Origin of the sequence: Amycolatopsis acidicola (genome assembly GCF_007713735.2) — a bacterium.
GTDB lineage: Bacteria > Actinomycetota > Actinomycetes > Mycobacteriales > Pseudonocardiaceae > Amycolatopsis_E > Amycolatopsis_E acidicola.
This window is the reverse complement of the sequence record NZ_VMNW02000007.1, coordinates 15,126-41,998: the sequence shown is the minus strand read 5'-3', so window position 1 is coordinate 41,998 and position 26,873 is coordinate 15,126. Positions and strand designations below refer to the sequence as shown.

Here is a 26,873-nt window from a genome sequence, read left to right as displayed (position 1 = left end):
ACGGCGTCGGGAACGATCCGGGGAACGGAACGGTCAGGTAGCCGGTGCGCGGCGCGCCCGGCGGCGGCTGATCACGGCGGCGAGGATGACCGCCGCCAGCAGGGCCAGTCCGTTGAAGGCCGGCTGGACCCAGTCGGAAGCCCCGGCCAGGGTCAGGCCGTTGACGATGACGGCGACCAGGTAGACCGCGATGACGGTGCCGGCCACGTTGAAGGTGCCCGGGCGGATCGTGGTGCTGCCGAGGAAGACCGCGGACAACGCGGGCAGCGTGAACCCGGGGCCGAGCTGGGGGCTGGCCGACCCTTGCAGGCCCAGTTGGGCGATCCCCGCCAGCGCGGCGAGTGCGGAGCTGAGTACCAATGTGCTGCAGGTGAGCCGGGGGACGTTGAGGCCGACGAGCCCGGCGGCACGGGAATTGGAGCCGATGGCATAGATGTAGCGGCCGTACGGCGTGAAACGCAGCATCAGGTACGCGAGCACGGCTATCAGGGCGAAACCGAACACGAGTTTGGGCACTCCCAGCCACTCGCCGATGGCGGCGTCGGTGATCGACAGCGGAATGCCGGTGATCACCTGGGATTGGCTGTACCACAGGACGAATCCCGAAATGACCGTCGCGGTCGCCGTGGTCACGATCAAGGAGTTGACGCCGAGATACGCCACGACGTACCCGTTCACGAACCCGATGACGATCCCGGCCGCGAGAACGATGAGGATCGCGGCCGACGGGGGGATGCCGTTGCGCGCCATCAGCCCGGCGCCGAGCAACGACGACGCGCCGAGCACCGCCCCGACAGACAGATCGTATTTGCCGGCGATGATCGGGATCAGCACGGCGATCGCGGCGATCCCGAGTACGGCCTGCCCGGAGAACAGGTTCTGGATGTTGGTCCGGGTGGGGAAGGCGGCAGCCGTCGCCGGGAACGAGGAGAACCCGATCACCAGCACGACGAGCAGGCCGGGAACGGCGTAGCGTTCGACCAGCCCCAACCCGCGTCGGGCGCCCCGGGCGCGGGTGTTGGCGGTGGGCGTCTGGTCAGCGGTGGAGTGTGCGGCGTCTGTCCGCGCGTGCTGCTGTAAGTCAGGCATGATGAACTACCTCCGCGATGGCGGGAACGGTGAGGTCCGCGCCGGTGAGCGTGGTGACGAGTTCGCCGCGGGCGTACACGAGCACCCGGTGGCAATGGGCGGCCAGTTCCTGGTAGTCCGAGCTGACGACCAAGGCCGCGGCGCCATCGCGAACGGCGCCGCCGATGAGATCCCAGATCTCCGCGCGGGCGCCGATGTCGACGCCTTGGGTGGGTTCTTCGAGCAGGAGATAGCGCGGCGACCGGATCATCCACCGGGCAACCGAGACCTTCTGCTGGTTGCCGCCGGACAGGCTGGTGACCTCGGCCGCGGCGTCGGGCGGCCAGACGCCGAAGTCCTTGATCGCCCGGTCCACCGTGCGTCGTTCGCGGCGGCGCGACAGCACACCGGCCCGGCAGTGGCGCGGAAGCGAGCCGATGAGGACGTTCGCACTCACCGGCAAGCCTGGGAACAGGGCATCGCGCAGGCGTTGCCCCGGCAAGTACGCGATCCCGCGCGCCATAGCCCGCCCAGGAGTACGTAGCCGCTGCTTCCGGCCACCGAGTTCGACGGTGCCCGCGGTCACCGCTTCGAGCCCGAACACCGCCCGGAGGATGCACGGACCGGTGCGACCACCGGCATCCACGAGCCCGACGACTTCGCCGGGACGCACGGCGAGGTCGACCGGGCGCAGGGACGCGGTGGCGACACCGGTCAGTTTCAGACCATCGTCGGTGGTGCCGGGTGCGGCACCGTGCGCGACGCCATGGCGTGACTCCGCGGCGGCATCGACGCCTGTGATGAGCCGGCCGAGGTCATCCTCCGACCGCCGATCGGCCAGCGGTCCATGGTGGACGACGCGTCCCTGGCGCAGCACGGTGATCCGGTCGCATACGGACACCACCTCGCCGAGCCGGTGGGTGACCACAAGGATCGCGTGGCCTCGGTCGGCGTAGGAACGGATGGCGGACATGAGCTGTTCGGCCTGGCCGGACGGCAACGCCGCCGTCGGTTCGTCGAGGATGACGACAGCGCGCGCGTCGTCGGCCACGTCGTGCAGAGCCCGCGCGGCGGCGAGCAGCGTTTGTTCGGCGAGAGTGAGATCGGCGGTCCTGCCGGCGGGGTCGACGTCGAGGTCGAAGCGGCGCAGGACTTCCGTTGCGCCGCGGTGGATTCGCCGCCACGAGATCAGTCCGCGGCGAGCACCCAGACGTGCCTCCAGGAAGAGGTTTTCGGCGATCGTGAGATCAGGAACCAGGCCGAGATCCTGATGGATGAATCGCAGGTGCCGGCGGCGCGCCTCGCCCGGAGTCCAGTGTTTGAGCGCGGACTGCTCGCCCGCGACGGTCACGGTGCCGCCAGGGTCGGCGGGCACCACTCCGGCGAGGATCTTGATCAAGGTGGATTTACCGCTGCCGTTCCCGCCCAGCAATGCGTGCACTTCGCCGTAGTGGAGCCGTAGAGCGGCCTGCTCCAGCACAGGGGCCGCCGTGTAGGTCTTCGACACCGCGAGCGCTTCCAGCGCCGGTTCGGCGCGGACCGGACTCGTGGCCCGGTTGGCTGGTGCCGCCCTCATGCGAGATTCCAAAGTTTGCCGTACGCGGCGACGTAGTCCGTGGCGGGTGCGCCTTCGGCGTTGACGTTTCCGTCGTAGAAGGCGGGTTTCTTGGGCAGGTTGTGCTGGGCATCGATGGCCTGGGTGCCTATGCCCTGGTCGACTTGGGGCTGGTTCCGCAGTATGCGGTTGAGGTCGTCGACGGCGGCCCAGCCGATGCGGGTGAACGGCAGGCCGGCCACGAAGGTCTGCGGACCGCCGGCGGCGATCTGTTCCACGTTGGGCGGCAGGCCGCCGATTCCGGCCAGGATGGAACCTTGGGGGAGGGCGCGGGATGCCTGTCCGACGCCGAGGGTGATCAGCGCGTCGACCGGGGAGAACACGGCGTTGGCGTTGGGCTGGCGGGCGATGCCGGCTGCCGCTTTCGACTGCACGGCGGTGCCCGCGTAATCGGCGGCGGTGATCGCGACCTTGTTCGAGGCGCATCCCGAGCAGGCTGCGAGTGCCTTTTCGAAGCCCTCCCCGACGTACTTGTCGAACAGCACGTCGTCTTCGTGGATCTCGACGACGACCGCGGCGCCGTTGGTGCGGTTGATGATGTAGTTGGCGGCGGTGGCGCCGAGTCCGCGCAGGTAGTCGGCCAGTGGCGTCGTGCCACCGCCGAGGCCGAGACTTCCGTCGAACAGTTTCTGACCCCGGACAGTGGGATCGTCGCAGTCGAAGCTCAGCAGGCCGTAGATCTTGACGCCCGCGGCACGGGCCTCTTGCAGCGGCTGCTGAACGGAGCCGCAGTCGATGGCCACCAGTGTGATCGCATCGGCCTTGGCCGCGATCGCCTGGCGGATGAGGTTGCTGTAGGTGGAGAAGTCGAGCTTCCCGTCCGCCACCGTGGCCGTCCAGCCGACCTTCTGTGCCGCGGTCTGCATCGCGAGGGTCGGGGTGGCGCAGCCCGGTGCGCTCTGGCTGCAGGAGATGATCCACAGGTTCTGGGCGGGCCGGATCGGCGGAGCCGAGGTGGGCATCGGCCGGTCGGTACCGGTGTAAGCCTGCTGTACCGCGGTGTCGACGGTCTTGAGGGTGGCGGGGTCGGTGGGGACCTTGGGCGCGGATGCGCCTGCCCCGCAGGCACTGGTGATCAGCGCCAGACCGAGTGCGGCGAGTGCCAGTACCGGGCGGACGTGTTTCGAAGTGTGCATGGCGGCCATGGGCCTCTCCTTTGAGGTCGTCCGAGCCTTGCAACTGCTGTCGAGTGGGCAAGTTACCGTACGAGCGTACGAGTCACAACCATCGATATTTTAATGGGTGATTACATAGTACGAGCACGTAAATGGGTTTTCGGTGGACCTTTGCGCGACGAGTTGACGGAATTATTCGTACGCTCGTACGCTTCCGGTGACTCATTGGTGCCACAGAGGAGTGATGCGATGCGTGCCGCGACGGCAGCGGTTGTCGGGATCGGCGAGGTCCCGACCGGACGGTTCCCCGACCGCAGCGAAATCGAGGCGGCGGTGCTCAGCGCGGCGGCCGCGCTGCGCGACGCCGGATTGAGCCCCCGCGACATCGACGTGGTCATCCCCACCGGTGCGCTGGCGTCGCGGCAGTTCAATGTGGACCTGGTGTTCTCGCGACTGTGCGAGGAACTCGGCATGCTCCGCAGCGCGGCGATGAACGTGCAGGTCATGTCAGGTGGCGCTACCAGTTCCACCATGCTGGCCGTCGCCGAGGCGCTCGTGAGCTCCGGAACCGCGAAACGCATCCTGTGCGTGCACTCGGACAAGGTCGGCTCGCTTCCGCCGCAGCGCGGTGTGGACCTGTTCGCGACGACCGGCGTCTCCGAGGAATGGGAGCGGCCATACGGGCACAACATGAACGCAGTCGGGGCGATGGTCTCTCGCCGCTACATGCACGAGACCAAGACATCGGAGGAGGAGCTGGCCGCGGTGTGCGTGTCGCTGCGGGAATGGGCCAAGCTCAACCCGCACGCGATGTACCGCGACGACCTCACCGTCGAGCAGGTCCTCAACAGCAAGATGATCGCCACGCCGCTGCGGTCGCGAGAGTGCAACATGCTCGCCGACGGTGCCGCGGCCTACATCGTGGCCCCGGTGGCGGACGCGGAGGCGATCACGAGCACGCCGGTCTATGTCCGCGGGCACGGCTCGCTGGTCACCCACTACACGCTGTCCCAGGACACCGATCTGGCGAATCTCGGCTTCCCGGAAGCGGCCCGGCTGGCCTATCAGGATTCCGGGCTGACGCCCGAGGACATCCACCTCGCGGCCTGCTACGACGCCTATCCCGTGTTCGCTTTGACCGCGATGGACGCACTGGGACTGTGCCGCGGCGAACGCGCGGGTGCCTTCGTCGCCGCCGGGCACACCTCGCCCGGCGGGGTCATGCCGATGACCACCAACGGCGGCATGCTGTCCCAGGGGCACACAGGCGTCGGTGGAGGTATCGCCGTGCTGGTGGAAGCCTTCCGCCAGCTGATGGGCAAAGCCGGCGAGCGCCAGGTACCGGACGCCGTCAACGCGGTCGAGACCGCGTCCGGCGGCACCTGGATGGATTCCCACGTCACCGTGCTGTCGAAGGAGCGCTGACCCAGATGACGACCCCCCGACCGATCCCCGCGCCCACGGCCTGGACCGCCCCGTTCTGGGACGCGGCCCGCGACGGCCGGCTGGTGTACCAGACCTGCAATTCGTGCCAGGTCGCGATCATGTACCCGAAGCGACTGTGCCCGGCCTGTCTCAGTGAAGACCTCGGCTGGCGGGAGTCCGCCGGACGCGGCGAGGTCTACACCTACAGCGAGCAGGTCGCCGGTCCGCCGAGCGGCTTCGAAACTCTCGTGCCGTACGTGCTGGCCGTCGTCCGGCTCGACGAAGGAGTCCAGCTGATGACCAACATCGTCGGTCCCGGAGCGTCCGAAGTGGAATGTGGCGACCGGGTCGCCGTCCGGTTCCACCCGGTGGAGGGCACCGGCACCGTGCTGCCGGTCTTCGCGCTCGACAGGGGGGACGATGCCTGAGAACCTGACTGCCGTCGTCACCGGCGGCGCGATGGGCATCGGCGGCGCGACCGCGGAATGCCTGCTCGAACAGGGGTGGACCGTGCACACCCTCGACCGTGCCGGGAAAGGCGTCCCCGGGGCGGTGCACCACGTCGTCGACGTCACCGATGCCGACCGCCAGGTGGAAGTGGCCACCGAGATCGGGAAGATCAACGCGCTGGTCACCGCGGCCGGGGTGAACCTGCGCCCCGCCGACGGCCCGGCCCAGCGGCTCGACCTCGACGCCTGGCATCGGACACTGGACATCAACCTCACCGGCACCATGCTCAGCGTGCGCGCCTTCTACCCGCACATCGCCGATGCCGGCGCGATCGTCACGCTCGGCAGCGTGGCCGGAATCGGAGCCATGACCTGGGCCGACGGCTATACCGCGTCCAAGGGCGCGGTCGTGGCGTTGACCCGGTCCTGGGCTGTGGACTATGCCCGCTACGGGATCCGGGTCAACTGTGTCTGCCCCGGCTCGACCGAAACCGGGATGATGGACGGGGTCCGTGAAGCCTTCAGCGAGGAATCCCGGGTCGAGCTACCCCAACAGCGCCTGGCCACGCGCCGCGAAGTCGCGTCCGTCATCGCTGTCCTGTGCGGCACCGAAACCACTTATCTCTCCGGTGCGGTGATCCCGGTGGACGGCGGTGCGACGGCGAACGTCGCCGGCATGCCCTTCCCCCGGCGACGGGTTCGCGAATGACCGGACTCGCGCCGCTCGGGCACCCGGCAGGCGCCTCTCGGTTGCCCACCGGACCCGCGTGGCTTTTCTGCCCCGCTGACCGGCCGGATCGCTGGCACAAGGCACTCGAACGGGCCGACGTGGTCATCGTGGACCTCGAAGACGCCGTCGCCGCCGAGAACAAGGATTCCGCTCGTCGGGCGATCCGCGAAGCCGGCGCGCCGCTGGAGCGGATCGTGCTTCGTATCAACGCCGCCGGCACCCGCGACCACGAGCTGGATCGGGCACTGCTCAGGGAAATCCCGTATCGCACGGTCATGCTGCCCAAGGCCGAGGACCCGGCCGCGATCCGCGCGCTGTCCGACCAGCTCGTCGTGCCCCTCATCGAATCCCCTCGGGGCATCGAGCGCGTCGGTGAACTGGTTCGGCCGCCGAACGTGATCGGCGCGATGTGGGGCGCTGATGATCTCGTCGCGGCGATGGGCGGGACCGGCAGCCGCCACGTGGAAGGCGGTTTCCGGGATGTCGCCCGCTACGCACGCAGCCGCACCTTGATCGCGGCCAAGGCTCACGGCCTCCTCGCGCTCGACGCCGTCCACACGGACATCGTCGACGTGGCCGGGCTCCAGGCCGAATGCGAAGACGCCGCCGCTGTCGGCTTCGACGCCACCGTCGCCATCCACCCCAGCCAGGTGCCGGTGATCCGGCAGGCCTACCGGCCCAGCGCCGAGCAGGTGCGCTGGGCCTCGGCGCTGATCAACGCCGCTGCGGACAACCACGGTGTGCGCACCTTCGAAGGGCGAATGGTCGACGGCCCCGTTCTGCTTCAGGCGCAACAGATTCTGCGTCGCCACAGCCAGAGCGCACCTGTGGCCGGAACACCCTGATTCCTGGCCCTCTCCCGGGCATCGCTGTCTGTCCCCGAACTCCTCGGAGTGTGATCAGTACCATGTCAGAGCTCATCTGGGCGCCGTCTCCCTTGCATGCCAAGCAAAACGCGATGGCCGAGTTCGCCCGGTGGCTCCGCGAGCACAGGAGCATCGACATCGGACGCGACACCGATTACGCCGCGCTGCACGCGTGGTCGGTCCGCGATCTGGAAGGGTTCTGGTCCGCGGTGGCGAGTTTCTGTGGCCTGCGCTGGCGCAGTGCGCCACATGCAGTCCTGGGTGCGCGGGAAATGCCTGGCGCACAATGGTTTCCGGGGGCCACGCTGAACTACGCGGAGCATGCTCTGACACCCGGCCCTGGCCGGCGGGACGCGGACGTGGCGGTCCGGTTCGTTCGTGAGGACGGCATGGAGCGCATCACGACTCACGCCGAACTGCGGGACCAGGTCGCGCGGGCGCGGGCCGGTCTGATCGCGGCCGGCGTCGGGAAGGGCGACCGGGTGGTGGCGCTCGCCCCCAACTCGATCGAGACCTTGGTGATGTTCCTGGCGACGGCGTCGCTGGGCGCGATCTGGTCGTCATGCTCACCGGACTTCGGCGCGCGGGCGGTGCAGGACCGGTTCGCCCAGATCGAACCCGTCGTTCTCCTGGCGGTGGACGGTTACCGGTACGGAGGCAAGGGCTTCGACATCCGGGACAAGGTCGCCGCCCTGCGGCGGGAGCTACCCACTTTGCGCCAGACCGTTCTGGTTCAGTACCTCGACGAATCCGCCACGCTGGAGAACACCACGCGCTGGACGGAGTTCACCGCGGCACCCGGGCAACTGGAGTTCGAGCCGGTTTCCTTCGACCATCCGCTCTGGGTGCTCTACTCGTCGGGTACCACCGGGCTGCCCAAGGGAATCGTGCACGGTCACGGCGGGATCCTCATCGAGCATCTGAAAACGCTGCGCCTGCACAACGATCTCGGGCCCGGTGACAACTTTTTCTGGTTCACCACCACGGGCTGGATGATGTGGAACTTCTTGATCGGCGGGCTACTGGTCGGTGCGACGGTCGTGTTGTTCGACGGCAATCCTGGATACCCGGACCTCGGCGCGCTGTGGCGGCTGGCGGAGAAGCACGGCGTCACCGTGTTCGGTGTGTCGGCGCCGTACGTGCAATCGTGCCTCAAGGCGGGACTGCGCCCCAGGGACACAGTCGATCTGTCCGCCATGCGGGCGCTGGGATCCACCGGCTCACCACTGTCCCCTGAAGGCTTTCGCTGGATAGCCGAAGCCGCCGGTGAACACATCCAGATCTGCTCGGTATCCGGCGGCACCGACATGTGCACCGCGTTCCTGTGCTCCGCCCCGACGGTCCCGGTCTGGCTCGGCGAACTCTCCGTCGCCGCCCTCGGCGCGGATGTGCACGCGTTCGACGACCGGGGTCAGGCACTGCGGGACGAGGTCGGCGAGCTGGTGATCGCCCGGCCGATGCCCTCGATGCCGGTGATGTTCTGGAACGACCCGGACGGGTCCCGGCTGCATGAGGCCTACTTCCAGGACTATCCGGGGTTGTGGCGGCATGGAGACTGGATCCGCGCCACGCCTCGTGGTTCATACGTGATCTACGGCAGGTCGGACTCCACGCTCAACCGCGGCGGGGTCCGCATGGGCACGGCGGATTTCTACGCCGTCGTCGAGGCCTTCGACGAAGTGGCCGACTCCCTGGTCATCGACACCACCGCACTCGGTTCACCGGACGAGGGTTCGCTGTTGTGCTTCCTCGTACTGGCGCCCGGGGCGACGATGGAAGACCTCGAGCCGAAACTGCGCAAGACGCTACGGTCCGAGCTGTCGCCGCGCCATGTCCCGGACCGCTTCGTGCCGGTCGGCGCCGTGCCGCGCACGCTCAACGGCAAGAAGTGCGAAGTCCCGGTCAAGAAGATTCTCGCCGGGGTCAGCCCGGAGCGTGCGGTCGGCGTGGGTGCCCTGCAGAACCCGAACGCGCTCGCCCCCTTCGTGGCACTCGCCGGAAATGTGTGACACCAGGCGCGAGCAAAGGTGAAGTGCGGAAAGACCCGCACCACAGAGCCGGGCCCCGCCGCGAGCTCTGCCGCTCGTTGCACGCGAGCGGCAGAGCCTCGCTTGTGTCAGCTACTGCGGAGCGTGGTCGTGGCCAACTGGTACTTGGCCACGACCTCGGTGTCGAATTCGATGCCGAGGCCAGCTGCGTCGGACAGGTGGACCTGGCCGTCGCCGAAGCGGGTCCGGGAGCCCTCGGTGAGCAGTTCCTCGAAGTTGTAGATGCTCTTCTCGATGGCGAAGTGTTCGATCACGGCGTTGTTCGGTGTCGCCGCGCCCAGGTGGGCGTGCAGGTTGTGGTGCCAGTGCGGCGCCACGGGGACATCGAATGCCGCCGCGGCCGCGGCGATCCGGCGCCATTCGGTAACTCCGCCGGCCACGCCGGCGTCGACCTGCAGGTAGCCGATCCCGCCTGCTTCCAGCAGGGGGCGGAACTCCCAGCGGGTCTGCTGGATTTCGCCGGTGGCGATCGGGGTGCGCAGTTGCGCGCCGAGGGCGGAGTGCCCGGCGGCGGCTTCCGGGGACAGCGGTTCCTCGAACCACCACAGCCCGGCGTCACCCGCTGCCGCCTCGAAGACCTCACAGGCGCGGCGAGCCTCCGGCACGGACTGGTAAGCGTTGTTGGCGTCCAAGGCGAGGCGTCCTGAGCCGGCGATTTCACCGATCGCGGCACGGACCCGTTCGGCGTCCTGCGCGACCGACAGACCACCGACCTTGATCTTGTGATCGGTGAAACCCTGGGCACGGTTCGCGCGGATCTCCGCGGCGACCGCGGCGACGGGGTCATCGGTAGGGGAGTAATAGCCACCCGACGCGTATGCGGGCAGCGGCGCGTTGACGGAACCGCCCAGCAGCACGGCGAGCGGCACGTTTGCCCGTACGGCTCGCAGATCCCACAGGGCGATGTCGAGTGCGGACAGCACGCGCAGCACCAAACCGCGGCGCCCGGTCAGAAGCGTCTCCTGGTACGCCCGCTTCCACAGGCCCTCGATGTCTTCTTCCTGGCCGAGATACACCGGGCCGAGGAGTTCCTCGAGGCACGCCGTGGCGGTCCGGCCTCCCGCCGTGCCGACGTAGGTGTAGCCGACACCGCGGTGCCCGTCGTCGGAGGTGATCTCCACGAGGAGGTACTGCCGCTGGTCGAGGATTCGCGTGGCGATCTTGGTCGGGTGCGCGAGGGGGACCCCGACGGTGGTGGCCCGGATGCTGATGACAGACACTCGATCTCCTTTTGTCCTATCGTGAACACTGAAACTAGACACTGTCGACGAGGCGTGCAAGGCCATCTGTTCACTGGATTTAACAATCGGCGCCTTGAGTGTGTCCTGTTTTCGTGTCACGATGGGTGAAACAAGGAGGTGGGATGAGTCCAGGGACTTTGGAGTCTGCGCTCGCCGGTGCCGTCGAAGCGCGGTACGGGCTCGCGCTGCGCTTCGAGCGCGTCGGCGGCGAGGTCGACCTCAACTTCCGTGGTGCGGGAGACGTCGGCCGGTACTTCCTGAAGGTGAGCCGGCGCGGCTCCGAGCCGCCGGCCGACCCGCGGCTTCTCGCGTACCTCAGTGACCGCCGGCCACGGCCTTCGGTCGCCACTCCTCTGTCCACTCGGGACGGAGCACTGTGGTTCGACGTGGACCCGGCGATCGCGCTGCCCGGACCTGCTGGGCGCTGGTGCGCGTGGCTGACCACTTTGCTGCCCGGAAGCTGCCCTCAGCCGGATGAGCTGGGGTCTGCTGAGCGGCGAGCTGTCGGAAGGGCGCTGGCCGAGCTGGATCTGGCTCTGGCGGGAACGAAGATCGTGCGATCCGTGCCGGTCCGCTGGGATGTCCGGCGCGCGGGCGACGCACTGCTCGAACTGACCGGGACCACACCGCCCGTCGCCGGCCGCGACGTGCTGGCCGCCGAGCTGGAACGGCTGCGTGACGACGTGCTTCCCCGCCTCGCCGAACTGCCGGTTCAGTTGGTGCACAACGATTTCAACAAGGACAACATTCTCGTCGAGGACGGCCGGGTCACCGGCATCGTGGACTTCGGCGACGCGGTGTACGCCCCGCGAGTCCAGGACCTCGGCACTGCCGCCGCGTACTTTTGCCGTGCGCCGGACATTTCCGAGACGATCGGCGACCTCGTCGCGGGGTACCACGCGGTGCTTCCGCTTGACGCCGGCGAGATCGCGCTCGTCCCCGAGATCGCCCGGGGCCGGTGCGCGCTGGCGCTGACCTTGGCGCGGTGCGCGGCTGCCAGAACGAACTCCGCCAGCCATCGCGCGTACCTGCTCCGCAACGAAAAGCTGACCGGAGACCGGCTCGCGGCCTTACGTGCCGCGGCCCGAGACGCTCCCTCTGCCGGGCGGTCACCGGTCCAGGTGTCCCGGCCGTAGCCCGGCTCGAACCTCGCACATCCCGACGTACCAGGAGGAATCATCGTGCCCGACCTCGCCCGCCTGCCTCGTTCCGAAGCATGGGAGTACGCGCTCGCCGTTCAGGAGCCGAAACTCACCGTGGACCCCGGCGAGAGCTTCGTGCTCGAGACCAACGACGCGTTCAACGGAACGATCCAGTCCGGTGCCGATCACTTCAGCCCGGGCCACCTCGGCCCTGTGTGGGAGAACCGGAAGATCAACCCGACCGCGGGCCCGGTTCACGTCCGGGGCGCCGAGCCCGGGGACGCCCTGGTGATCGAGATCGAGGACATCGAGCCCGTCGGCCGGGGTTTCATCGCCACGGAAGAGAACCGGGGCCCGCTGGTGGGGCACCTGCGTCATCCCGAGGCCCAGCAGACCTTCACCCGCATGGTCGACTTCGAGGCCGGGCCCAGTGGCACCACCTCGGACGGCACGGCGCACATCGAAGGCGGGTTGTCCTGGGGGCTCGCCCCGATGGTCGGGTGCATCGGCGTCGCACCGTTGCGGCCGGAACAGGGCAACGACACCGCGACGATGCAGTGCCGGTACGGCGGCAACCTCGACGTCACCGACTTCCGCAAGGGCCACAAGCTCATCGTGCCCGTGGCGCACGCGGGTGGCCTGCTCTACGCGGGCGATGTGCACGCCAGCCAGGCCACCGAGTTCTCGGGAACACCGATCGAGACCGCGGCGAACATCCGGCTCAAGTGCCAGGTGCTGAAGGCACACGAGGTGCCCTTCGTGCGTGTCGAGACGCCGGTGGAGCTGATCCAGATCGCTTCGCAGCGCCCATGGGACGACGCGGTCAGGCAGGCCTACCTGTGGATGATGGATTGGCTCGTCGACGAGCACAAGATGCCCGAGCAGGACACCGTGCTGCACTTCAACGCCAACCCTGGCGTGCGTGTCCGGGTGTACTGCACGTCGATCGACGCCAAGACGCGCGGTTCCGTCGGCGTCTCGTTCCCGAAGGAGTTCCTGGCCTGATGTCGGTGTCGCAAGTGGACACAGCTGTGGGGCCGGCGGCGGGGGAGCGACTGCCGTGCTCGCCGTTCGTGCTGGGGGAGTGGGTGTCTCCTGGAACCGGAGCGTCCTCGTTCGTCGTCGAAAACCCGGCGGACGGCTCGCCGGTCGCCTCCGTCGCGGCCGCTGGGCAGTCCGATGTGGAACGTGCCTTGTGCTCCGCGGACGAGGCCGCCGCGGTCTGGGCGGGCACCGGCGGCTGGGACCGCGCGCAGGTGCTGCGCGCCGTCGCGGCTGTCTTGCGCGGGTGGGCGATCGATGCCGGGCGGGTGCTCTCGCGTGAGCAGGGCAAACCGCTCGCCCAGGCGGTCTGGGAAATCGAGGCCAGCGCGGACCAGTTCGACTGGTACGCCGACGAGGCCCGCCGGATCTATGGTCGCGTGGTACCTGCCAAGGACGCCGGCCATCGCATTCAGGTCGTGCGGGAGCCGGTGGGGGTCGTCGCCGCGTTCAGTTCCTGGAACTTCCCGGCGTTGCTGGCCGCCCGCAAGCTCGCTCCCGCGCTCGCGGCGGGCTGCCCGGTCGTCATCTGCCCGCCACCCGAGGCCCCGCTTTCCACGATGCTGCTCGCCGAAGCGTGCCGGCGCGCGGGCCTCCCCGCCGGGGTGCTCGCGGTCCTGCCGGGCGACCCCGCGGAGCTCAGTGAGCCGGTGCTGCGCTCCCCGGTCGTCAGGAAGGTCACGCTCACCGGCAGCGTGCCGGTGGGGCGCATCCTGCTCGGGGTCGCGGCCGCGGGCATCAAGAGCACCTCGATGGAGCTGGGTGGCCACGCTCCGGTCCTCGTGTTCGACGACGTCGATGTCCGGGCGGTCGCCGCGATGTGCGTGGCGGGGAAGTTCCGTAACGCAGGCCAGGTGTGCGCGTCGCCCAGCAGGTTCTTCGTGCAGCGTGGTGCGCTCGAGGAGTTCACCGATGAGTTCGTCCGCCAGACGGAGCGGCTGCGTCTCGGCGACGGGCTCGACAGCGCGTCCGACGTGGGGCCCTTGATCAACGAACGACGGGTCGCCGCGACGGAGGAGCTCATCGCGGACGCGGTCGGGAAGGGCGCCACGGTGCTCACCGGAGGCGGGATCGATCCCGGCCTCGGCCGCACCTTCTTCAAGCCGACCGTGCTCGGTGCCGCGACGAGCGAGATGAAGGTCATGACGGACGAGCCGTTCGCGCCCGTCGCGCCGATCATCCCGTTCGACACCGTGGACGACGCGCTGCGGGAAGCCAACGCGGTGCCGTTCGGGCTGGCGAGCTACGTCTTCACCAACCGGATGGACCGGGCCACCGCGGCCGCTGAGGGACTGCAGGCCGGCATGGTCGGGGTCAACACCCTGGCACTGGCGACCGCGGAAGCACCGTTCGGCGGGGTCAAGGAATCCGGGTTCGGCCGGGAAGGCGGCGCCGAGGGCATCGAGGACTACTTGGTGAGCAAGTACATCAATACGGTGCCGGCGCTCTGAGAAACGATCGAGGCCGCGAAAATTCGTGGTCCCCAGGCGTTGACGGGGCCTGGGGACCACGAGCGGCCGCGTCGATTCCGGGCACCGCGCCGGTGATCAGGCGTCGTTGTCGTGTTGCACTCGTTCCAGGAGCTCGGCGCGAGCGCTTTGAAGTGCGACCTGAGCGGCGCCGCGCGGCTGGGAGTAGCCCAGGGTCTGTGAGGTCGCGACCTCCGGTGGAACCGGCAACACCTCGGCCAGGCGTGCTCGGACGTCGCCGAGTACGTCCACTGCGAGGTCCAGCAGCCGGCCAGCGAGCACGATGATCTCCGGGTCGACCGAGAGCGCCAGCGCGATGAGCAGGCGGGTGAGGCCTGCCGTGAACTCCTCGCGCAGCCGGTCGACGAGTGGCTCGCCAGCACGCGTGACGAGGTCCTGCAATGTTTCCAGGACGACTCCGGCTTCCGCGGCACGGTCGGTGATTCCTTGGGCGGTGAGCACGCTGGACATGGGTGTGCCGGCGTCGTCGAACGGCATCCGGCCGAACTCACCGATGATCTTCCGGCGTCCACCCAGGATCTGCCCGTCGATGGCCACGCTCGCGGCGAGCGCCGCGCTGATGATGACGAGCACGGCGTCGCTCCGTCCCACGGCCTGGCCGTCGTGCATCTCACCGAGTAGTGCCATGTCAGGGTCGTTGCGGAACGTCAGCGGCACCGCGAGGCGCCGGGACAGTCGTGCATAAAGTTCGCTGCCCGCCAGGTGGTTCAACCCGCGGGCGGGCCGTTCGATCACCAGCCCGTCTCTGACCTTCGCCGGGAACGACACCACGAGGTGCAGGAGCGGGCCGGGCCCGCCTTGCGCGCGCAAGCCGTCGATCTGTTCGGCCAGCCACTCCGCGAAGCGCGGCACGTCCAGATCCGCGGGCGTCGGGGTCCGCAACCGGGCCAGTACCTCACCGCTGAGGTTCGTGGCCATTCCGCGGCAGCTCGCCACGCCGACGTCGAGGCCGACCACCTGTCCTACGCTGGTCGCGATCCGCAGCTGTGGCGACGGGCGGCCGCGCCCGGCTGTCTGAGGCGCGGCCTCCTCCACGACCATGCCTGAACCGATGAGACCGTCGGTGACCCGGGAAACGGTTGAGCGGCTCAGCCCGGTCTGCTGAACGATGCCGACCCGGGAAATACCGGGCTGCCGCAGGATGAGATCGAGCACCGCCCCGCGGTTGTGCTGTCGTGCAGCCGCAATCGGTGCCCGTTCGCCCGCGCCCGTCATGCCGCTGTCCGCGCCCATGTGTTCCCCCTTCGGCTGCGCCGTCCCGGCCACCGGATCCGGTCCCGGCGCCGGATAGCCGCCCTCGATTTTGTCTCATGCCTCTCAGTACTGATCCACCTAGTATGTCATCTACTTGAAACAAATGATGCGCCACTGTGCCCCGGAAAACTTGCTGTACATCCTTGCCATACGCGCGCCGGGCGGTCTACCTTACTGAATATCGCCCAAGTTGGGAAAAAATAAGGGAGTGATCCCGACAGGATGGAGAGGTCATGACCCAGTCGTTGACCGGTCGGATGATCAACGGCTTCGACATCGCCGACGCCGACGAGCTCGACGCGAGTTCCCGCGATCTCGTCGAGCGCCGAGGTCGCGTCCTCAGCACCGGCTACAAACTGCTCTACGCCCGCCCTCTGCACTTCGTCCGCGGGGAAGGGCGGTACTTGATCGACGCGGACGGCCACCCCTACTTCGACGCCTACAACAACGTCACGTCGCTCGGTCACTGCCACCCGGTCGTCGTGGACGCCGTCACCAGGCAGGTCGCCAAGCTCAACACGAACACCCGCTACCTCCACGAGGGGCTCGTCGACTACGCCGAACGACTGGCCGACACCCACGACAGGGCGCTCACCCGCGCGATCTTCACCTGCACCGGCAGTGAGTCGATCGATCTCGCACTGCGGATCGCCCGCACCGCCACCGGCAAGCCCGGCGTCGTGGTGACCGAGAACGCCTACCACGGCATGACCATGGCGGCCGCGGAGATCTCGCCGAGCCTGGGCACGGGAGTGCCGCTCGGTGCGCACGTCCGCGTGGTCCCCGCGCCCGCGCGGGGCGCCACGGCGTCCGAGGTCGGCCGGCAGTTGGCACGGGCGGTCGCCGCCGCGGCCGCCGATCTCGAACGCCACGGCATCGGCTTCGGCGCTTTCGTCGCGGATTCCCTCTTTTCCAGCGACGGCCTGGCGCCCGAACCCGCCGGGTTCCTGCGAGAGGTGCGGAACGTCGTCCGAGACGCGGGAGGCCTCTATATCGCCGACGAGGTCCAACCCGGTTTCGCGCGGACCGGCGACGCGATGTGGGGCTACCAGCGGCACGGGATCGTGCCGGACGTGGTGGCGATGGGTAAGCCGATGGGAAACGGGCTGCCGATCGCCGGTGTCGTGGCCACCGACGCCGCGCTCGACGACTTCGGCCGCAACGCCCGCTATTTCAACACCTTCGGTGGCAACACCGTGAGTATCGCGGCGGCCGCGGCGGTCCTGTCTGTGATCGAGGAGGACGGGCTTCTCGAGAACTCACGCGTGGTCGGTGCTCGCCTCCTCGACCGGCTTCGCGTAACAGCCGCGCGCACCGTGATGTTGGGTGACGTGAGAGGCGCTGGTCTGTACCTGGGTGTGGACGTCGTGGACGCTCTGGGACAGCCCGATGGAGAGCGAGCACTCGACATCGTCAACCGCCTGCGAGAGCGGCGTTTCCTCATCAGCGCGATGGGGCCGCACGGCAGCGTCCTGAAGATCCGCCCGCCCCTCACGACCACCGCCGACGAAGCGGATGAGCTGAACGACGCGCTCGCCGACGTCCTCGACGAGATCACCGGCGGCCGCTGACTTTCGTACTTCGCTTTCCTGTTCGCCTTCAGCTTCCACTTGCCAGTAACACCGCAGCGTTGCGGTCGTCCCCAAGGAGTGCCTTCATGCCCCGGTCTCGCGCTATGCGTGTCAGAGGTGCCAGTAGCCGCCGTCGAACCGGAATCGTGCTGGCCTGTGCCGCGGTGAGCGCCGCGGCGCTGCTGACCGGGTGCACCACGACCGGTATCGGTTCATCAGGACCGAAGACGGACAAGGTCGGTCTGTCCGGAGCCCGGTTGAGCGATCCGTTCCAGGTCGTCCTGCTCGACAACCTCGCCGAGCAGGCCGGTGAGCAGAAGGTCGACATGCTCCCCGCGACGAACGCGGACGAGGACGCGGCCAAGCAGGTCACCGACATCGTGACCCTGTTGTCGCAGAACGTCGGCGGGGTCATCACGATCCCGGTGGACAGCGACGCGATCGTGCCCGCGATCCAGCAGGCGGACAAGCGCGGCGTGCCCGTCGTGACCGTCGATGTCGCACCCAACGGTGGCAAGGCCTACATGGTCGTCCGCGCCGACAACGTGCTCATGGCACGAGAAGCGTGTGAAGAGATGGGAAAGCGGCTCAACGGCAAGGGAACCGTCCTCGAGCTGCAAGGTGCACTCGGATCGGCGAACGGCCGTGACCGCACCGAGGGCTTCAACCAGTGCATGACGACGACGTTCCCCGGCATCAAGGTCGTGTCCAAACCGACCGACTGGGATTCCCAGAAGGCGACGGACGCCGCCCAATCGGTGCTCTCGAGCCAGCAGATCGACGGCATCTACGAAGCCAGTGACACGGTCATGCAAGCCGGGGTCACCAAAGTGCTGCAACAACAGGGAAAGTACGTGAAAGCCGGTCAGCCAGGACACGTCGTGACCATCAGCATCGACGGTGGGACCGAGGCCCTGGCCCAGATTCGCGATGGCTATCAGGACGCGCTGGTGCCCCAGCCGGTCGATCTCTATTCGCGGTATGCGATCAAGTACATCGGCGACGCGCTCGCCGGCAAGGCCCAGGCAGCGGGACCGACCGATCACGGCAGCCAGATCGTCGTCGACGCTCACGGGAACCTCGCGGACATGCTCCCCGCCTCCATCGTGACCGCTGCCAACGCGAGCGACCCCGCACTGTGGGGCAACAAAAGCTGACGCGCGGCGTGTCGCCGGAAAGGAGTTCCACCATGCTTTACGACGGGGTTGACGGGGCGCCTGCCATCGCGATCCGCGGGCTGACCAAGAGGTTCGGCCCGACCACTGCCCTGGCGGGAGTCGATCTCTCCGTTCGCCGCGGGGAATCGAGAGCCCTGATCGGCCGTAACGGAGCGGGGAAGTCCACTCTCATCTCGATCCTGACGGGTCTGTCCACTGCGGACGAAGGTGACATCCGGCTCTACGGGGAACCGGTGCGGCCGGACTCGTCAGCGAGCGACATCGCCTGCGTGTTCCAGCGCACCACCCTGGTGCCGGGGTTGACGGCCGCCGAGAACATCTTCCTCGGTGACCGCAGGCACCAGCGCCGTGGCGGATTCCTCGATTGGCGTGCGGTCCGCCGTGACGCCGTCGCCCTGCTGGACGAGTGGGGCTGTGCGCGTATCGCCGACCGAGACGTCGCGAGCCTCGCTCCGGTCGAGCGAAAGATCGTCGAGATTTGCCGCGCCCTGTCACGGGGACCCAGCATCCTCCTGCTCGACGAGCCGACGGCGGGCCTGGACGAGGGTGCGTCCCGGCTGCTGTTCGACCGGCTCGCCTCGGCGCGGGCGCGCGGCGTCACGATCATCTACGTCTCCCACCACCTTGATGAGCTCTACGAGGTATGCGACTCGATCACCGTCCTGCGGGACGGGACGGACGTGCACACAGGACCCGTTAACGAGGTATCCGTGGCGCGGATCGTGGAGCTCATGATCGGACCCGTCGAAGCCTCTCAAGGGGTGCGCGAAGTCGCCGATCGAGCGATCGAGCGCGAGGACGTCCTCGTCTCGCTGCGCGCGGTGAGTGTCGCTGGGGCGGTGCAGGATGTCTCGCTCGACATCGCGCGCGGTGAGTGCGTCGGGCTGACCGGTCTTGATGGGGCGGGACACATTCAGCTGGCCGGCGTTATCGCCGGAACGACCCGGGTGTCCGCCGGGACGGCTCTGCTCAACGGTCGCCCGATCGACGGTGGCAACGTCCGTGCCGCGATCGCCGCGGGGATCGGCAGCGTGCCGGAAGACCGGCACCACGACGGCTTCGTGCCGGGGCTGTCGGTCGAGGAGAACGCGACTATGACCATCCTGCCCAGGCTGTCGCGACGCTTCGGGGTCGTCGACCGCCGCCGACGGCGGTCGATCTTCACCGGGCTGGCCTCCGAGTGGGCGATCAAGATCTCCGGTCCGGACCAAGCGGCCGAGGAACTCAGCGGCGGGAACCAGCAGAAGGTCGTCCTTGCAAGGGCGCTCGCCTCCGATCCCGATCTCATCGTGTTGATCAACCCCACCGCCGGGGTCGACGTGGCCGCCAAGGAATCCATCTACAGGACGATCGTGAAGCTGTTACGACGCGGCTGCACGGTGGTCGTCTGCTCCAGCGATGACGCGGATCTGGCGATCTGCGATCGCACCGTCGCAGTTGTCAAGAACCGTATCGGGCGCGAACTCGCGTCCGGTTGGGACGAAGCGACCCTTGTCGCCGCCATCCACGGCGGCGACGACCACCAGCCGGCCGACAGCGAACTTGCTCCCGCTCGGGTGAGCACGAACCACAACGGAAAGGACGCGTCGTGAGCGCACTGCAAGCCCCGACCACGCCCAGTGCATCCGCCGGCACGGGTATCCGCCGGGCGAGCCGGTCCGGCGCCTGGTTGCGTCAGTTCACCCTCATCCCGTTCATCGTCATCATCATGATCATCGGCGCGATCGTGAACCCCGAGTTCCTGACGCTGGCGAACATCTTCAACAACGTGCTCGTGACCTCGGCCGTGCTCGGCCTGCTGGTGCTGGCCGAAAGCCTGGTCCTCATCGGCGGGCAGTTCGACCTTTCGCTCGAGTCGATCGTCGGTCTCGCGCCCGTTATCGCCGTCCTGGTCGTCGCGCCGGCATCGAACGGCGGGCTGGGACTTCAGCTCGCCCCGATCCTCGGCGTGCTCGTCGCCTTCGTGGTGAGCGCCGCGATCGGCCTGTTCAACGGCACCATGGTCGCGAAGCTGTCGCTGAACGCGTTCATCGTCACCCTCGCGATGCAGATCCTCCTGCGCGGTCTGTCGCTGGGGCTGTCCGGCGGCAAGACGTTCAGCAGCCTGCCGCCCTTGTTCACCTTCCTCGGGGACACCTTCTTTTTGGGCATTTCCGCACAGGTCTGGCTGCTGCTGATCGCCTACCTCGTCGCCGGTCTTTTCCTGCGATTCCATGCGACCGGCCGCAAGATTTTCGCGATGGGTGGCAACGCCGACGCGGCCCGCGCGGCGGGAGTCCACACCGCTCGGCTGACCATGGGCCTGTTCGTGACCGCAGGCCTCCTGTCCGGACTCGCCGGCTTGATGCTGACCAGCCGGATCGCCTCGGTCACCGCGGACCAGGGCAGCGGGATGATCTTCACCGTCTTCGCCGCCGCCGTGATCGGCGGTATCAGCCTCGACGGTGGACGAGGCAGCATGTTCGGCGCGTTCACCGGCGTGCTGCTGCTCGGGATCATCCAGAACATCCTCGTGCTCTCCAGCGTGCCGTCGTTCTGGATCAACGCCATCTACGGCGTGATCATCCTCGCCGCGCTGATCGTCGGTCACGTCACGGGCCGCGGACCGTTCCGTCGCCTCGCCAAGCGCTCGGCCAAGACGGCCGGCTCATGATCGGCCGAGGGTACGAAATGCGCGGCGTGCGCAGCGAACTTCGGGTGATGACTGCTCGGAGCTGCACGGTTGCCGCGGTCGGTCGGGCCAAGGAACCGGCGAAAGTCGAGCCCCAGCTTCGCCCGCCGCTGGCTCACCATGGGAGCCAAGATCGTGATGCTTCGACGCGCTCTACCGGGAGGTACCATCTCCGCGGCGACATGAGCGATCGGACCGGAATGGCAGCGCCGCGCAAAACGTCAGCGCCTTCAACGGACAGCGGCGCATTACCGTGGAGCACGGATGGATTTTCTGGTCTGCCGGCGGCTTGGCGGTATATCCATTCTGCCGCTGGAAGATCCGCCCGGTCCCCCGTTCGTTCAAGCCGCCGCGATCACCCCGGGCCACTGTCACCGACATCATGAACGGCAACAATGGGCAGTTGGCAATGAGGGTTGCTGAATCGACAACGTACAATCGAGTTCGAGCAGGAGACAGTGGGGTTTCGTACAAGGTCGGTCAAGGTCGATCCGTACCGCCGAGTGCAGCTCGTGCCCTTCCTGGAACTCGTTCTGGCCTGTTTCCTATGACGGTTGCGAGATCGGCGCGCCCGTCGACGATCTGTTCGTTCCAGGGGACTGTCGGCGAATGATGACATCCGGCCGGCGCGGCGGCGAGCGCGGTACACGCTTGCCGCCGCGTAAGCGGATTTTCCACGAGGGTAGTCAGGTGTGATTGCGGGTGGTGAGCACAGGGCTATTCGCGTGAGCTCCCGGGACTTTTCGCTATCCGGATCGGCGCAGCGTGGGATGTGCACATGGCGAGCGGGGCGGGTCCGGCCTGTTTGATCGCCGTGCGCGGCTGTTGAACCGAGTTGGACCTCGGGTCTCGGCCACGATCGCTGCCGTGCCCACAGCCGACTGTCCCGGGATGGAACTGACGAGATCGGTCAGTTCAAGCCGGTGGAGGACCTCGACCACGCGGCCCTCCAATCCGGATAGCCGATTCTTCGTCGAGTGCCCGTCGGTGGGCACAAACGAGCCCGTTCCGGCGTACAGACAGCAACCTGCCCGTATCCCTCTACGAAACACACCTCACGGGCCCCGCGCTGCAGCGCGACTCTGTCGAACTGAACGGCACCGAATCTGCCAGAGACTGACTCGTCGCCGTCTTCACGTTCTGGGTTGGCGGGAACAGCGGGCAAGCGCCGAGAAGCCTCGAACTCCGGTACGCCATCGGGGTCGGCGTCGGCTTCGGCTCCTAAGACATCGACCGCTGCGCCGTCTTCCACGGAAGCGTCGCCTGGAGCGTGGAAACCTGGCCCGGATCTCGGTCGGCTTGTCAGGTATGGCTGGGCACCCGACAACGCAACATGAGCCGACACAGCCGGTGACCGGACGTGATGGCTAGGGCCGACGCCGATGTTGCGAGACCCGCGTCGCTCGATATCCGTCGTCGCGGGACCACACCTCGTGCACGGACACCAAGGAAGCGCTCCGGAGCGAGTGATCGCTCAAGCCCTCCGTCCGGCACGGCTCTAGCTTCGCGAGGCCTTCGGAAGGACGGCGGGAGCGGCCCAGGCCGGCATGCCCGGTCCGATGAAGTCGGCCAGAAGTTCCTTCTGCCGCTCGGAGTGCGTTGTCATGTGTTTGATGAGCCGCGAGCGACTCCTCGCCTCGATGGCCCGCACGATGGCGTCGTGCTCGGAGACGACGCGTTTGCGGCGTTCGGGGGTTGAGAAGGCCCCGGTGTGGTAGGCGTCGGTGATCCGCCAGATGCGCTTCAGCTCGTTGAACATGATGTTCAGCGGCGACCAGGACATCAGGAGGAAATGGAACTCCCGGTTCGCCCGCGCCATCTGCCCTATTTCCGCGGAATCGCCGGCCGCGCGGTACCAGTCGTTGGCTTTCTTCAGGGCTTTCAACTGTTCCTCGTCGGGCCACTCGATCGACGCCACCAGTTCGCCTTCGATGTGGAACCGCAATGAGTGATACTGCAGCAGGTCGGAAGCCGTGAGCTTCGTGACCGTGTAACCGCGGTTGGGCTCGTGCGAAAGTATCCCCTCGGATTCGAGCGCCTTGAGAGCCTCGCGCAGTGGGGTGCGGCTGACGTTCAGCCGTTCCGAGATCGCCCTTTGGTCGACGCGCTGGCCCGGAGAGAGCTCACCGTCCGTGATCAACGCAAGGAGCCTGTCGACCAACGGGTCGGTCTGCGCCGGCTCCGTGGGATCCTCGACGCGTGCAGTGGATGACGTCCGCATGACTCCGATTGTACGGCTTGTGCACACGGCTCATGCCGGAAGCCGGGCAAATGGAGTGTCAGAGTGGCCACTTTTTGGTCGACGATCGTGTGGGCAAGCTGGCGTGTCAAGGGCGTGTCCGAAGGAAGGTGGTAGCCATCGAATAGGGGTCACCTCTTCCGTGTAGTACTTCGTTGGCGGCTCTCTCCAGCCGATCGTTGTCCTGGCCCTCGCGCCAGCGCGCACGCAACTCCGCGACGGCGATCCCCTCGATTTCCTCTCGCGTGCGTCGTTTCCTGCGCTGGCGGAGTTCGCCGGTTTCTTCGAGCCACACCCAGTGCTCGTCCGTTTTGTCCTTGAGTAGCCCGATTCCGTCCGTGCGGCTGGCCACGCACATCGTGATCGGTGGCTTCCACTGGCCGGGACCATATGAGTTGAGGGCGATCATGTTGCGAATGTCGCGGCGGACCGCCTCGGCTCCGTCCTTGTCGGCCTTGTTGATGACGAAGATGTCTCCGATCTCGAGTACGCCGGCTTTGGCTGCCTGAACGCCGTCGCCCATCCCCGGCGCGAGCAGCACCATCGTCGTGTCCGCGAAGCCGGCAACCTCGACTTCGCTCTGCCCGACTCCGACGGTCTCGACCAAGATGACGTCGTAGCCGGCCGCGTCGAGGACACGGGCTACCTGATTGATGGATCCGGTGAGGCCGCCAAGGTGGCCCCGGGTGGCCAGTGACCGGATGTAGACCCCGTCGTCCTTGGCATGGACGTTCATGCGCACGCGGTCACCGAGGAGCGCGCCGCTGGAAAATGGGGAGGAAGGGTCGACGGCCAGGACCGCGACGCGGTGCCCCGCGGTCCTGAACGCCGTGACCAGAGCCGACGTCGTGGTCGACTTACCCACACCGGGTGGGCCGGTGAGACCGATGATGCGCGCACGACTGTCGACGGCCAGCAGTTCCTGCGAGAGCCTCGGGAGCAGCGGATCGTTGTTCTCGACGCGGGTGATCAGTCGGGCGAGCGACCGCAGTTCGCCGGTCCGGGCGCGAGCGATCTGTTCCTTCAGGCGGTCGGTCTCGTCCTCGCGTGGTCCGGCCACGGGTGTCGTGCTGTGCGACATGCTGGTCCGATCCTCTATCAGGGCGTGACGGTTCCCTTGTGCACGTGGGGGAGGCTGTACAACACCTCGGCGTCCACGCCGGTCTGCAGGTGGGCCTTGTCCGCCTTCAGCGCTTTGGACTCGAGCGCGTTCCGGTACACCTCTTTGGACTCGTAGTAGATCACCGCGACGCCGTCGATGTGGACGTCGTCGGAGAACTTGTCCTCGTCGAAATCCGCGCGCACCTCGTCGATCGGGTAAGTCACGTAATGCACCACGCCGGGGTTCCGCAGTACGTACGGGACGTGCTTCTCGTGCCACCAGGTACGAAATTCCTCGGTGGTCACGCCAGGCTTCTTGCGGAGCAGGCCGATCACTGCGTACATCCGTGGGGTCCTTCCGGTTGGGCGACGGTGCCTTTGACAGACTAATCCTCGGCAATATTGCATGCAAGAGTATATGAAATTTGGTCTGAAACGGATACTCTCGCGAACACACAACCGATCGGCGACCAGGAGCAGAAATGGCGGAAACCTCCCAGAGCGGCGGGGATTGGTACGATGCTGCCGTCGGGGCCCGGAGCGTGGCCATCATCGGCGCGTCGAGCCGGCCTGAGGCGAACCACTACCAGAACCACCTGCGGGCTTACGGGTTCACCGGTGAGATCTACCCGATTCACCCACGTGAGCGGACGATCCAGGGGCTGCCCGCATATCGCAGCATCCTCGACGTCGGGCGCCCGATCGATCTTGCTGTCGTGATGATCGCCGCCGCGGGCGTGCCCGCCGCGATCGCCGAATGCAGGCAGGCGGGTGTTCCGGTTGTCTACGTCGGCAGTGCCGGTTTTTCCGAACTGGGCGAGGAAGGCGCGCGCCTGCAGCGGGACATGGTCGAGGCCGCGCAGGGTGGTCCCCGCTTGGTCGGGCCGAACGGGAACGGTATCGCCAGCGTCGCCAACAATCAGTTCACCGTGGCGATCGACTCGGTACGCCCCCCGCTGTCCTCGGTGCGCGATGACGGGGTCGCCATCGTCTCGCAGAGCGGCATCGTCGGGGCGTCCTGCTTCCTTTCCGCACAGCGAGCGGGCATCGGTGTGGGCAAGTACTTCTCGGTCGGCAACGAAGCCGATCTCGGGATCCCGGAGATCGTCGAGCGGCTCGTCGCGGACCCGGCGGTTTCGGTGATCTTGTGCTACATCGAAGGCCTGCGTGACCCGGAAGGATTCATCAGTGCCGCGCGAACCGCGCGCGAGACCGGTAAGAAGCTCGTTGTTCTCAAGGCTGGAACCACTGCCGAAGGAGCGCGCGCGGCGGCATCGCACACGGCGTCCATGGCAGGTTCGGACCGCGTGTACGACGGGCTCTTCCGTGAACTGGGCGTGATCCGCGCGCGCTCGATCACGCAACTGATCGAACTCGCCTCCTTGCTCGTTCGCACTGACATCCGAGGTCGCCGGGGGCTCGTCCTGAGCGTGTCGGGCGCCCAGGCGGTGGCGCTGACGGACCTGATGTCCAACCAGGGCCTGACGATGGAAGCGTGGGACCCCGGAACGCGGGCGAAACTCAAGGCCGCGATCCCGCCCTACCTGAATGTCAACAACCCGTTCGACGGTGGCGGCCCGATGGTCCGTGACTTCGACGTCCTCGGTGCCATCCTCGACGCGGCGCAGGCCGACGCCAACTCGGACTTCCTCATCGTGGCGTCCTGCGCGCTGCCGGACTCGGAGGAAGAGGTCGCGAAGCAGATCGCCGCGAGGTACCGCCAGGGTGGCAAACCACTGGTCGCGATCTGGCAAAGCGGTACAGGTAAAGCGCTGGACGTGTTCAACAAAGCCGGCATCGCGGCATTCTCCGAGATGGACCGCGCCGTCGAGGCGATCGCGGCGGCGCTCGGTGCCGGCGGCGACACGTCCGAGCCTCGCCACCGGGCCGTCGGAAAGCCATCGGCGGAAATACTCTCCCTGGTGACGTCGGCGGTCGATGCCGGACACGCCGCGCTCGACGAGGTCGCGAGCAAGAAGGTGCTCGCGCTGGCCGGGATTCCCACCGTGCGCGAACGTGTCTGTGACGTGGCGACGCCACTCGCTGACGTTCGGGCCGAGCTGGGTACCCCGCTCGTGGCGAAAATCCGAAGCGCCGCCCTGCCGCACAAGTCGGAGGTGAACGCCGTCGCGCTGGGCATCTCGTCCGAGTACGAGCTCAGGCAGGAGGTGACCCGGCTCCTCGAACTCGCCGACGAACTGGGCTTGCCGGACGCCGATGTGGTTGTCCAGCAACAGGTGTCGATCGGACTCGAATTGCTCATCGGCATGCATCGCGACGTCACGTTCGGTCCGGTGGTCAGCCTCGGACTGGGCGGAGTGCTGGCCGAAGCGCTCGACGACGTCCAGATCCTGTCTCTCGACGCGGCCGCGGGCGACATCACCCGGGCACTGGCCGGTCTTCGCCATCGGCGCCTGGTTGCCGGCTTCCGGGGTATGCCCGGTGCGGACCCGGCGGTCGTGGTGCCGGTGGTGGAGAACTTCCTCACGCTGTGCCGGAGCCTGCCGGATGAAGTGCTGGAAGTCGACGTCAACCCACTGGTCATCACATCCGACACGAAGGAAGCTGTCGTGGTGGACGCACTGTTCGTCCTGGACAGCGAACGCCGGCCGGGGGGCAACTGAGCCTT

General features: G+C 67.5%; 21 protein-coding genes. 13 read left to right on the top strand and 8 right to left on the bottom strand.

Features of this window, described 5'->3' with window-relative positions; translation table 11 throughout:
- Positions 1-33: 33 nt before the first annotated feature.
- From FPZ12_RS07315 to FPZ12_RS07305, 3 genes are all read right to left on the bottom strand, one after another.
- Complete coding sequence (locus FPZ12_RS07315) at positions 34-1,089, bottom strand: ABC transporter permease (RefSeq protein WP_144747045.1); 1,056 nt, start codon at positions 1,087-1,089, stop codon at positions 34-36.
- Positions 1,082-2,548 (bottom strand): sugar ABC transporter ATP-binding protein, encoded by a 1,467-nt coding sequence (locus tag FPZ12_RS07310; protein ID WP_166462622.1) that lies wholly within the window; start codon positions 2,546-2,548, stop codon positions 1,082-1,084. The genes FPZ12_RS07315 and FPZ12_RS07310 overlap by 8 nt, the downstream gene beginning before the upstream one ends.
- Before the next feature lie 92 nt (positions 2,549-2,640).
- A complete protein-coding gene (locus FPZ12_RS07305) occupies positions 2,641-3,828 on the bottom strand; it encodes a sugar ABC transporter substrate-binding protein (RefSeq protein ID WP_144747043.1) in 1,188 nt (395 codons plus the stop codon).
- 219 nt (positions 3,829-4,047) lie between these two features.
- Between FPZ12_RS07305 and FPZ12_RS07300 the strand changes: the two genes are divergently transcribed.
- The 5 genes from FPZ12_RS07300 to FPZ12_RS07280 all read left to right on the top strand — a co-directional run bounded on the left by FPZ12_RS07300 (position 4,048) and on the right by FPZ12_RS07280 (position 9,277).
- Complete coding sequence (locus tag FPZ12_RS07300; protein WP_144747042.1) at positions 4,048-5,223, top strand: thiolase family protein; 1,176 nt, start codon at positions 4,048-4,050, stop codon at positions 5,221-5,223.
- A gap of 5 nt (positions 5,224-5,228) precedes the next feature.
- Positions 5,229-5,651, top strand: a complete 423-nt coding sequence (locus tag FPZ12_RS07295) for a Zn-ribbon domain-containing OB-fold protein (protein WP_166462621.1) — start codon at positions 5,229-5,231, stop codon at positions 5,649-5,651.
- The gene (locus FPZ12_RS07290; protein ID WP_144747041.1) at positions 5,644-6,381 is read left to right on the top strand and encodes an SDR family NAD(P)-dependent oxidoreductase; all 738 of its coding nucleotides are present in this window, start codon (positions 5,644-5,646) and stop codon (positions 6,379-6,381) included. The genes FPZ12_RS07295 and FPZ12_RS07290 overlap by 8 nt, the downstream gene beginning before the upstream one ends.
- Positions 6,378-7,247 (top strand): HpcH/HpaI aldolase/citrate lyase family protein, encoded by an 870-nt coding sequence (locus FPZ12_RS07285; RefSeq protein ID WP_144747040.1) that lies wholly within the window; start codon positions 6,378-6,380, stop codon positions 7,245-7,247. Before FPZ12_RS07290 ends, FPZ12_RS07285 begins: the two co-directional genes overlap by 4 nt.
- A 62-nt stretch (positions 7,248-7,309) precedes the next feature.
- Positions 7,310-9,277, top strand: coding sequence for an acetoacetate--CoA ligase (locus FPZ12_RS07280; protein WP_144747039.1), 1,968 nt, complete (start codon positions 7,310-7,312; stop codon positions 9,275-9,277).
- A gap of 107 nt (positions 9,278-9,384) precedes the next feature.
- Here FPZ12_RS07280 and FPZ12_RS07275 read toward each other — a convergent pair whose 3' ends face one another.
- The gene (locus FPZ12_RS07275) at positions 9,385-10,536 is read right to left on the bottom strand and encodes a mandelate racemase/muconate lactonizing enzyme family protein (protein ID WP_144747038.1); all 1,152 of its coding nucleotides are present in this window, start codon (positions 10,534-10,536) and stop codon (positions 9,385-9,387) included.
- A gap of 143 nt (positions 10,537-10,679) precedes the next feature.
- On the opposite strand from FPZ12_RS07275, the gene FPZ12_RS07270 reads away from it, so the two are divergent.
- Genes FPZ12_RS07270 through FPZ12_RS07260 form a run of 3 tightly spaced genes read left to right on the top strand, consistent with a single transcriptional unit; the run spans position 10,680 to position 14,191 of the window.
- Positions 10,680-11,693, top strand: coding sequence for a phosphotransferase (locus FPZ12_RS07270; RefSeq protein WP_144747037.1), 1,014 nt, complete (start codon positions 10,680-10,682; stop codon positions 11,691-11,693).
- 45 nt (positions 11,694-11,738) lie between these two features.
- A complete protein-coding gene (locus FPZ12_RS07265) occupies positions 11,739-12,704 on the top strand; it encodes an acetamidase/formamidase family protein (RefSeq protein WP_144747036.1) in 966 nt (321 codons plus the stop codon).
- Positions 12,704-14,191: an NAD-dependent succinate-semialdehyde dehydrogenase gene (locus tag FPZ12_RS07260; protein ID WP_166462620.1), complete on the top strand. Its 1,488-nt coding sequence runs from the start codon at positions 12,704-12,706 to the stop codon at positions 14,189-14,191. Before FPZ12_RS07265 ends, FPZ12_RS07260 begins: the two co-directional genes overlap by 1 nt.
- A gap of 96 nt (positions 14,192-14,287) precedes the next feature.
- Here the strand turns inward: FPZ12_RS07260 and FPZ12_RS07255 are convergent, their stop codons facing one another.
- Positions 14,288-15,463 carry an ROK family transcriptional regulator gene (locus FPZ12_RS07255; protein ID WP_144747034.1) on the bottom strand — a complete coding sequence of 392 codons (1,176 nt, stop codon included), beginning with the start codon at positions 15,461-15,463 and terminating at the stop codon, positions 14,288-14,290.
- A 254-nt stretch (positions 15,464-15,717) separates the two neighbouring features.
- Between FPZ12_RS07255 and FPZ12_RS07250 the strand changes: the two genes are divergently transcribed.
- The 4 genes from FPZ12_RS07250 (at position 15,718) to FPZ12_RS07235 (ending at position 20,886) form a co-directional block, all read left to right on the top strand.
- Positions 15,718-17,055, top strand: coding sequence for an aspartate aminotransferase family protein (locus FPZ12_RS07250; RefSeq protein ID WP_144747033.1), 1,338 nt, complete (start codon positions 15,718-15,720; stop codon positions 17,053-17,055).
- A 104-nt stretch (positions 17,056-17,159) separates the two neighbouring features.
- Positions 17,160-18,212 carry a sugar ABC transporter substrate-binding protein gene (locus tag FPZ12_RS07245; protein ID WP_166462619.1) on the top strand — a complete coding sequence of 351 codons (1,053 nt, stop codon included), beginning with the start codon at positions 17,160-17,162 and terminating at the stop codon, positions 18,210-18,212.
- Between the two features lie 32 nt (positions 18,213-18,244).
- On the top strand, positions 18,245-19,825 hold the full coding sequence (locus tag FPZ12_RS07240; RefSeq protein ID WP_144747031.1) for a sugar ABC transporter ATP-binding protein: 1,581 nt from the start codon (positions 18,245-18,247) through the stop codon (positions 19,823-19,825).
- On the top strand, positions 19,822-20,886 hold the full coding sequence (locus FPZ12_RS07235; protein ID WP_208025778.1) for an ABC transporter permease: 1,065 nt from the start codon (positions 19,822-19,824) through the stop codon (positions 20,884-20,886). The genes FPZ12_RS07240 and FPZ12_RS07235 overlap by 4 nt, the downstream gene beginning before the upstream one ends.
- Positions 20,887-22,402: 1,516 nt before the next feature.
- On the opposite strand, the gene FPZ12_RS07230 is transcribed toward FPZ12_RS07235, so the two are convergent.
- From FPZ12_RS07230 to FPZ12_RS07220, 3 genes are all read right to left on the bottom strand, one after another.
- Positions 22,403-23,125, bottom strand: coding sequence for a GntR family transcriptional regulator (locus tag FPZ12_RS07230; protein ID WP_144747030.1), 723 nt, complete (start codon positions 23,123-23,125; stop codon positions 22,403-22,405).
- Positions 23,126-23,231: 106 nt separating this feature from the next.
- Positions 23,232-24,224 carry a methylmalonyl Co-A mutase-associated GTPase MeaB gene (gene meaB / locus FPZ12_RS07225; protein WP_144747029.1) on the bottom strand — a complete coding sequence of 331 codons (993 nt, stop codon included), beginning with the start codon at positions 24,222-24,224 and terminating at the stop codon, positions 23,232-23,234.
- Between the two features lie 17 nt (positions 24,225-24,241).
- A complete protein-coding gene (locus FPZ12_RS07220; protein ID WP_166462618.1) occupies positions 24,242-24,589 on the bottom strand; it encodes an EthD domain-containing protein in 348 nt (115 codons plus the stop codon).
- Between the two features lie 137 nt (positions 24,590-24,726).
- Between FPZ12_RS07220 and FPZ12_RS07215 the strand changes: the two genes are divergently transcribed.
- Complete coding sequence (locus FPZ12_RS07215; RefSeq protein WP_144747027.1) at positions 24,727-26,868, top strand: acetate--CoA ligase family protein; 2,142 nt, start codon at positions 24,727-24,729, stop codon at positions 26,866-26,868.
- Positions 26,869-26,873: the final 5 nt, after the last annotated feature.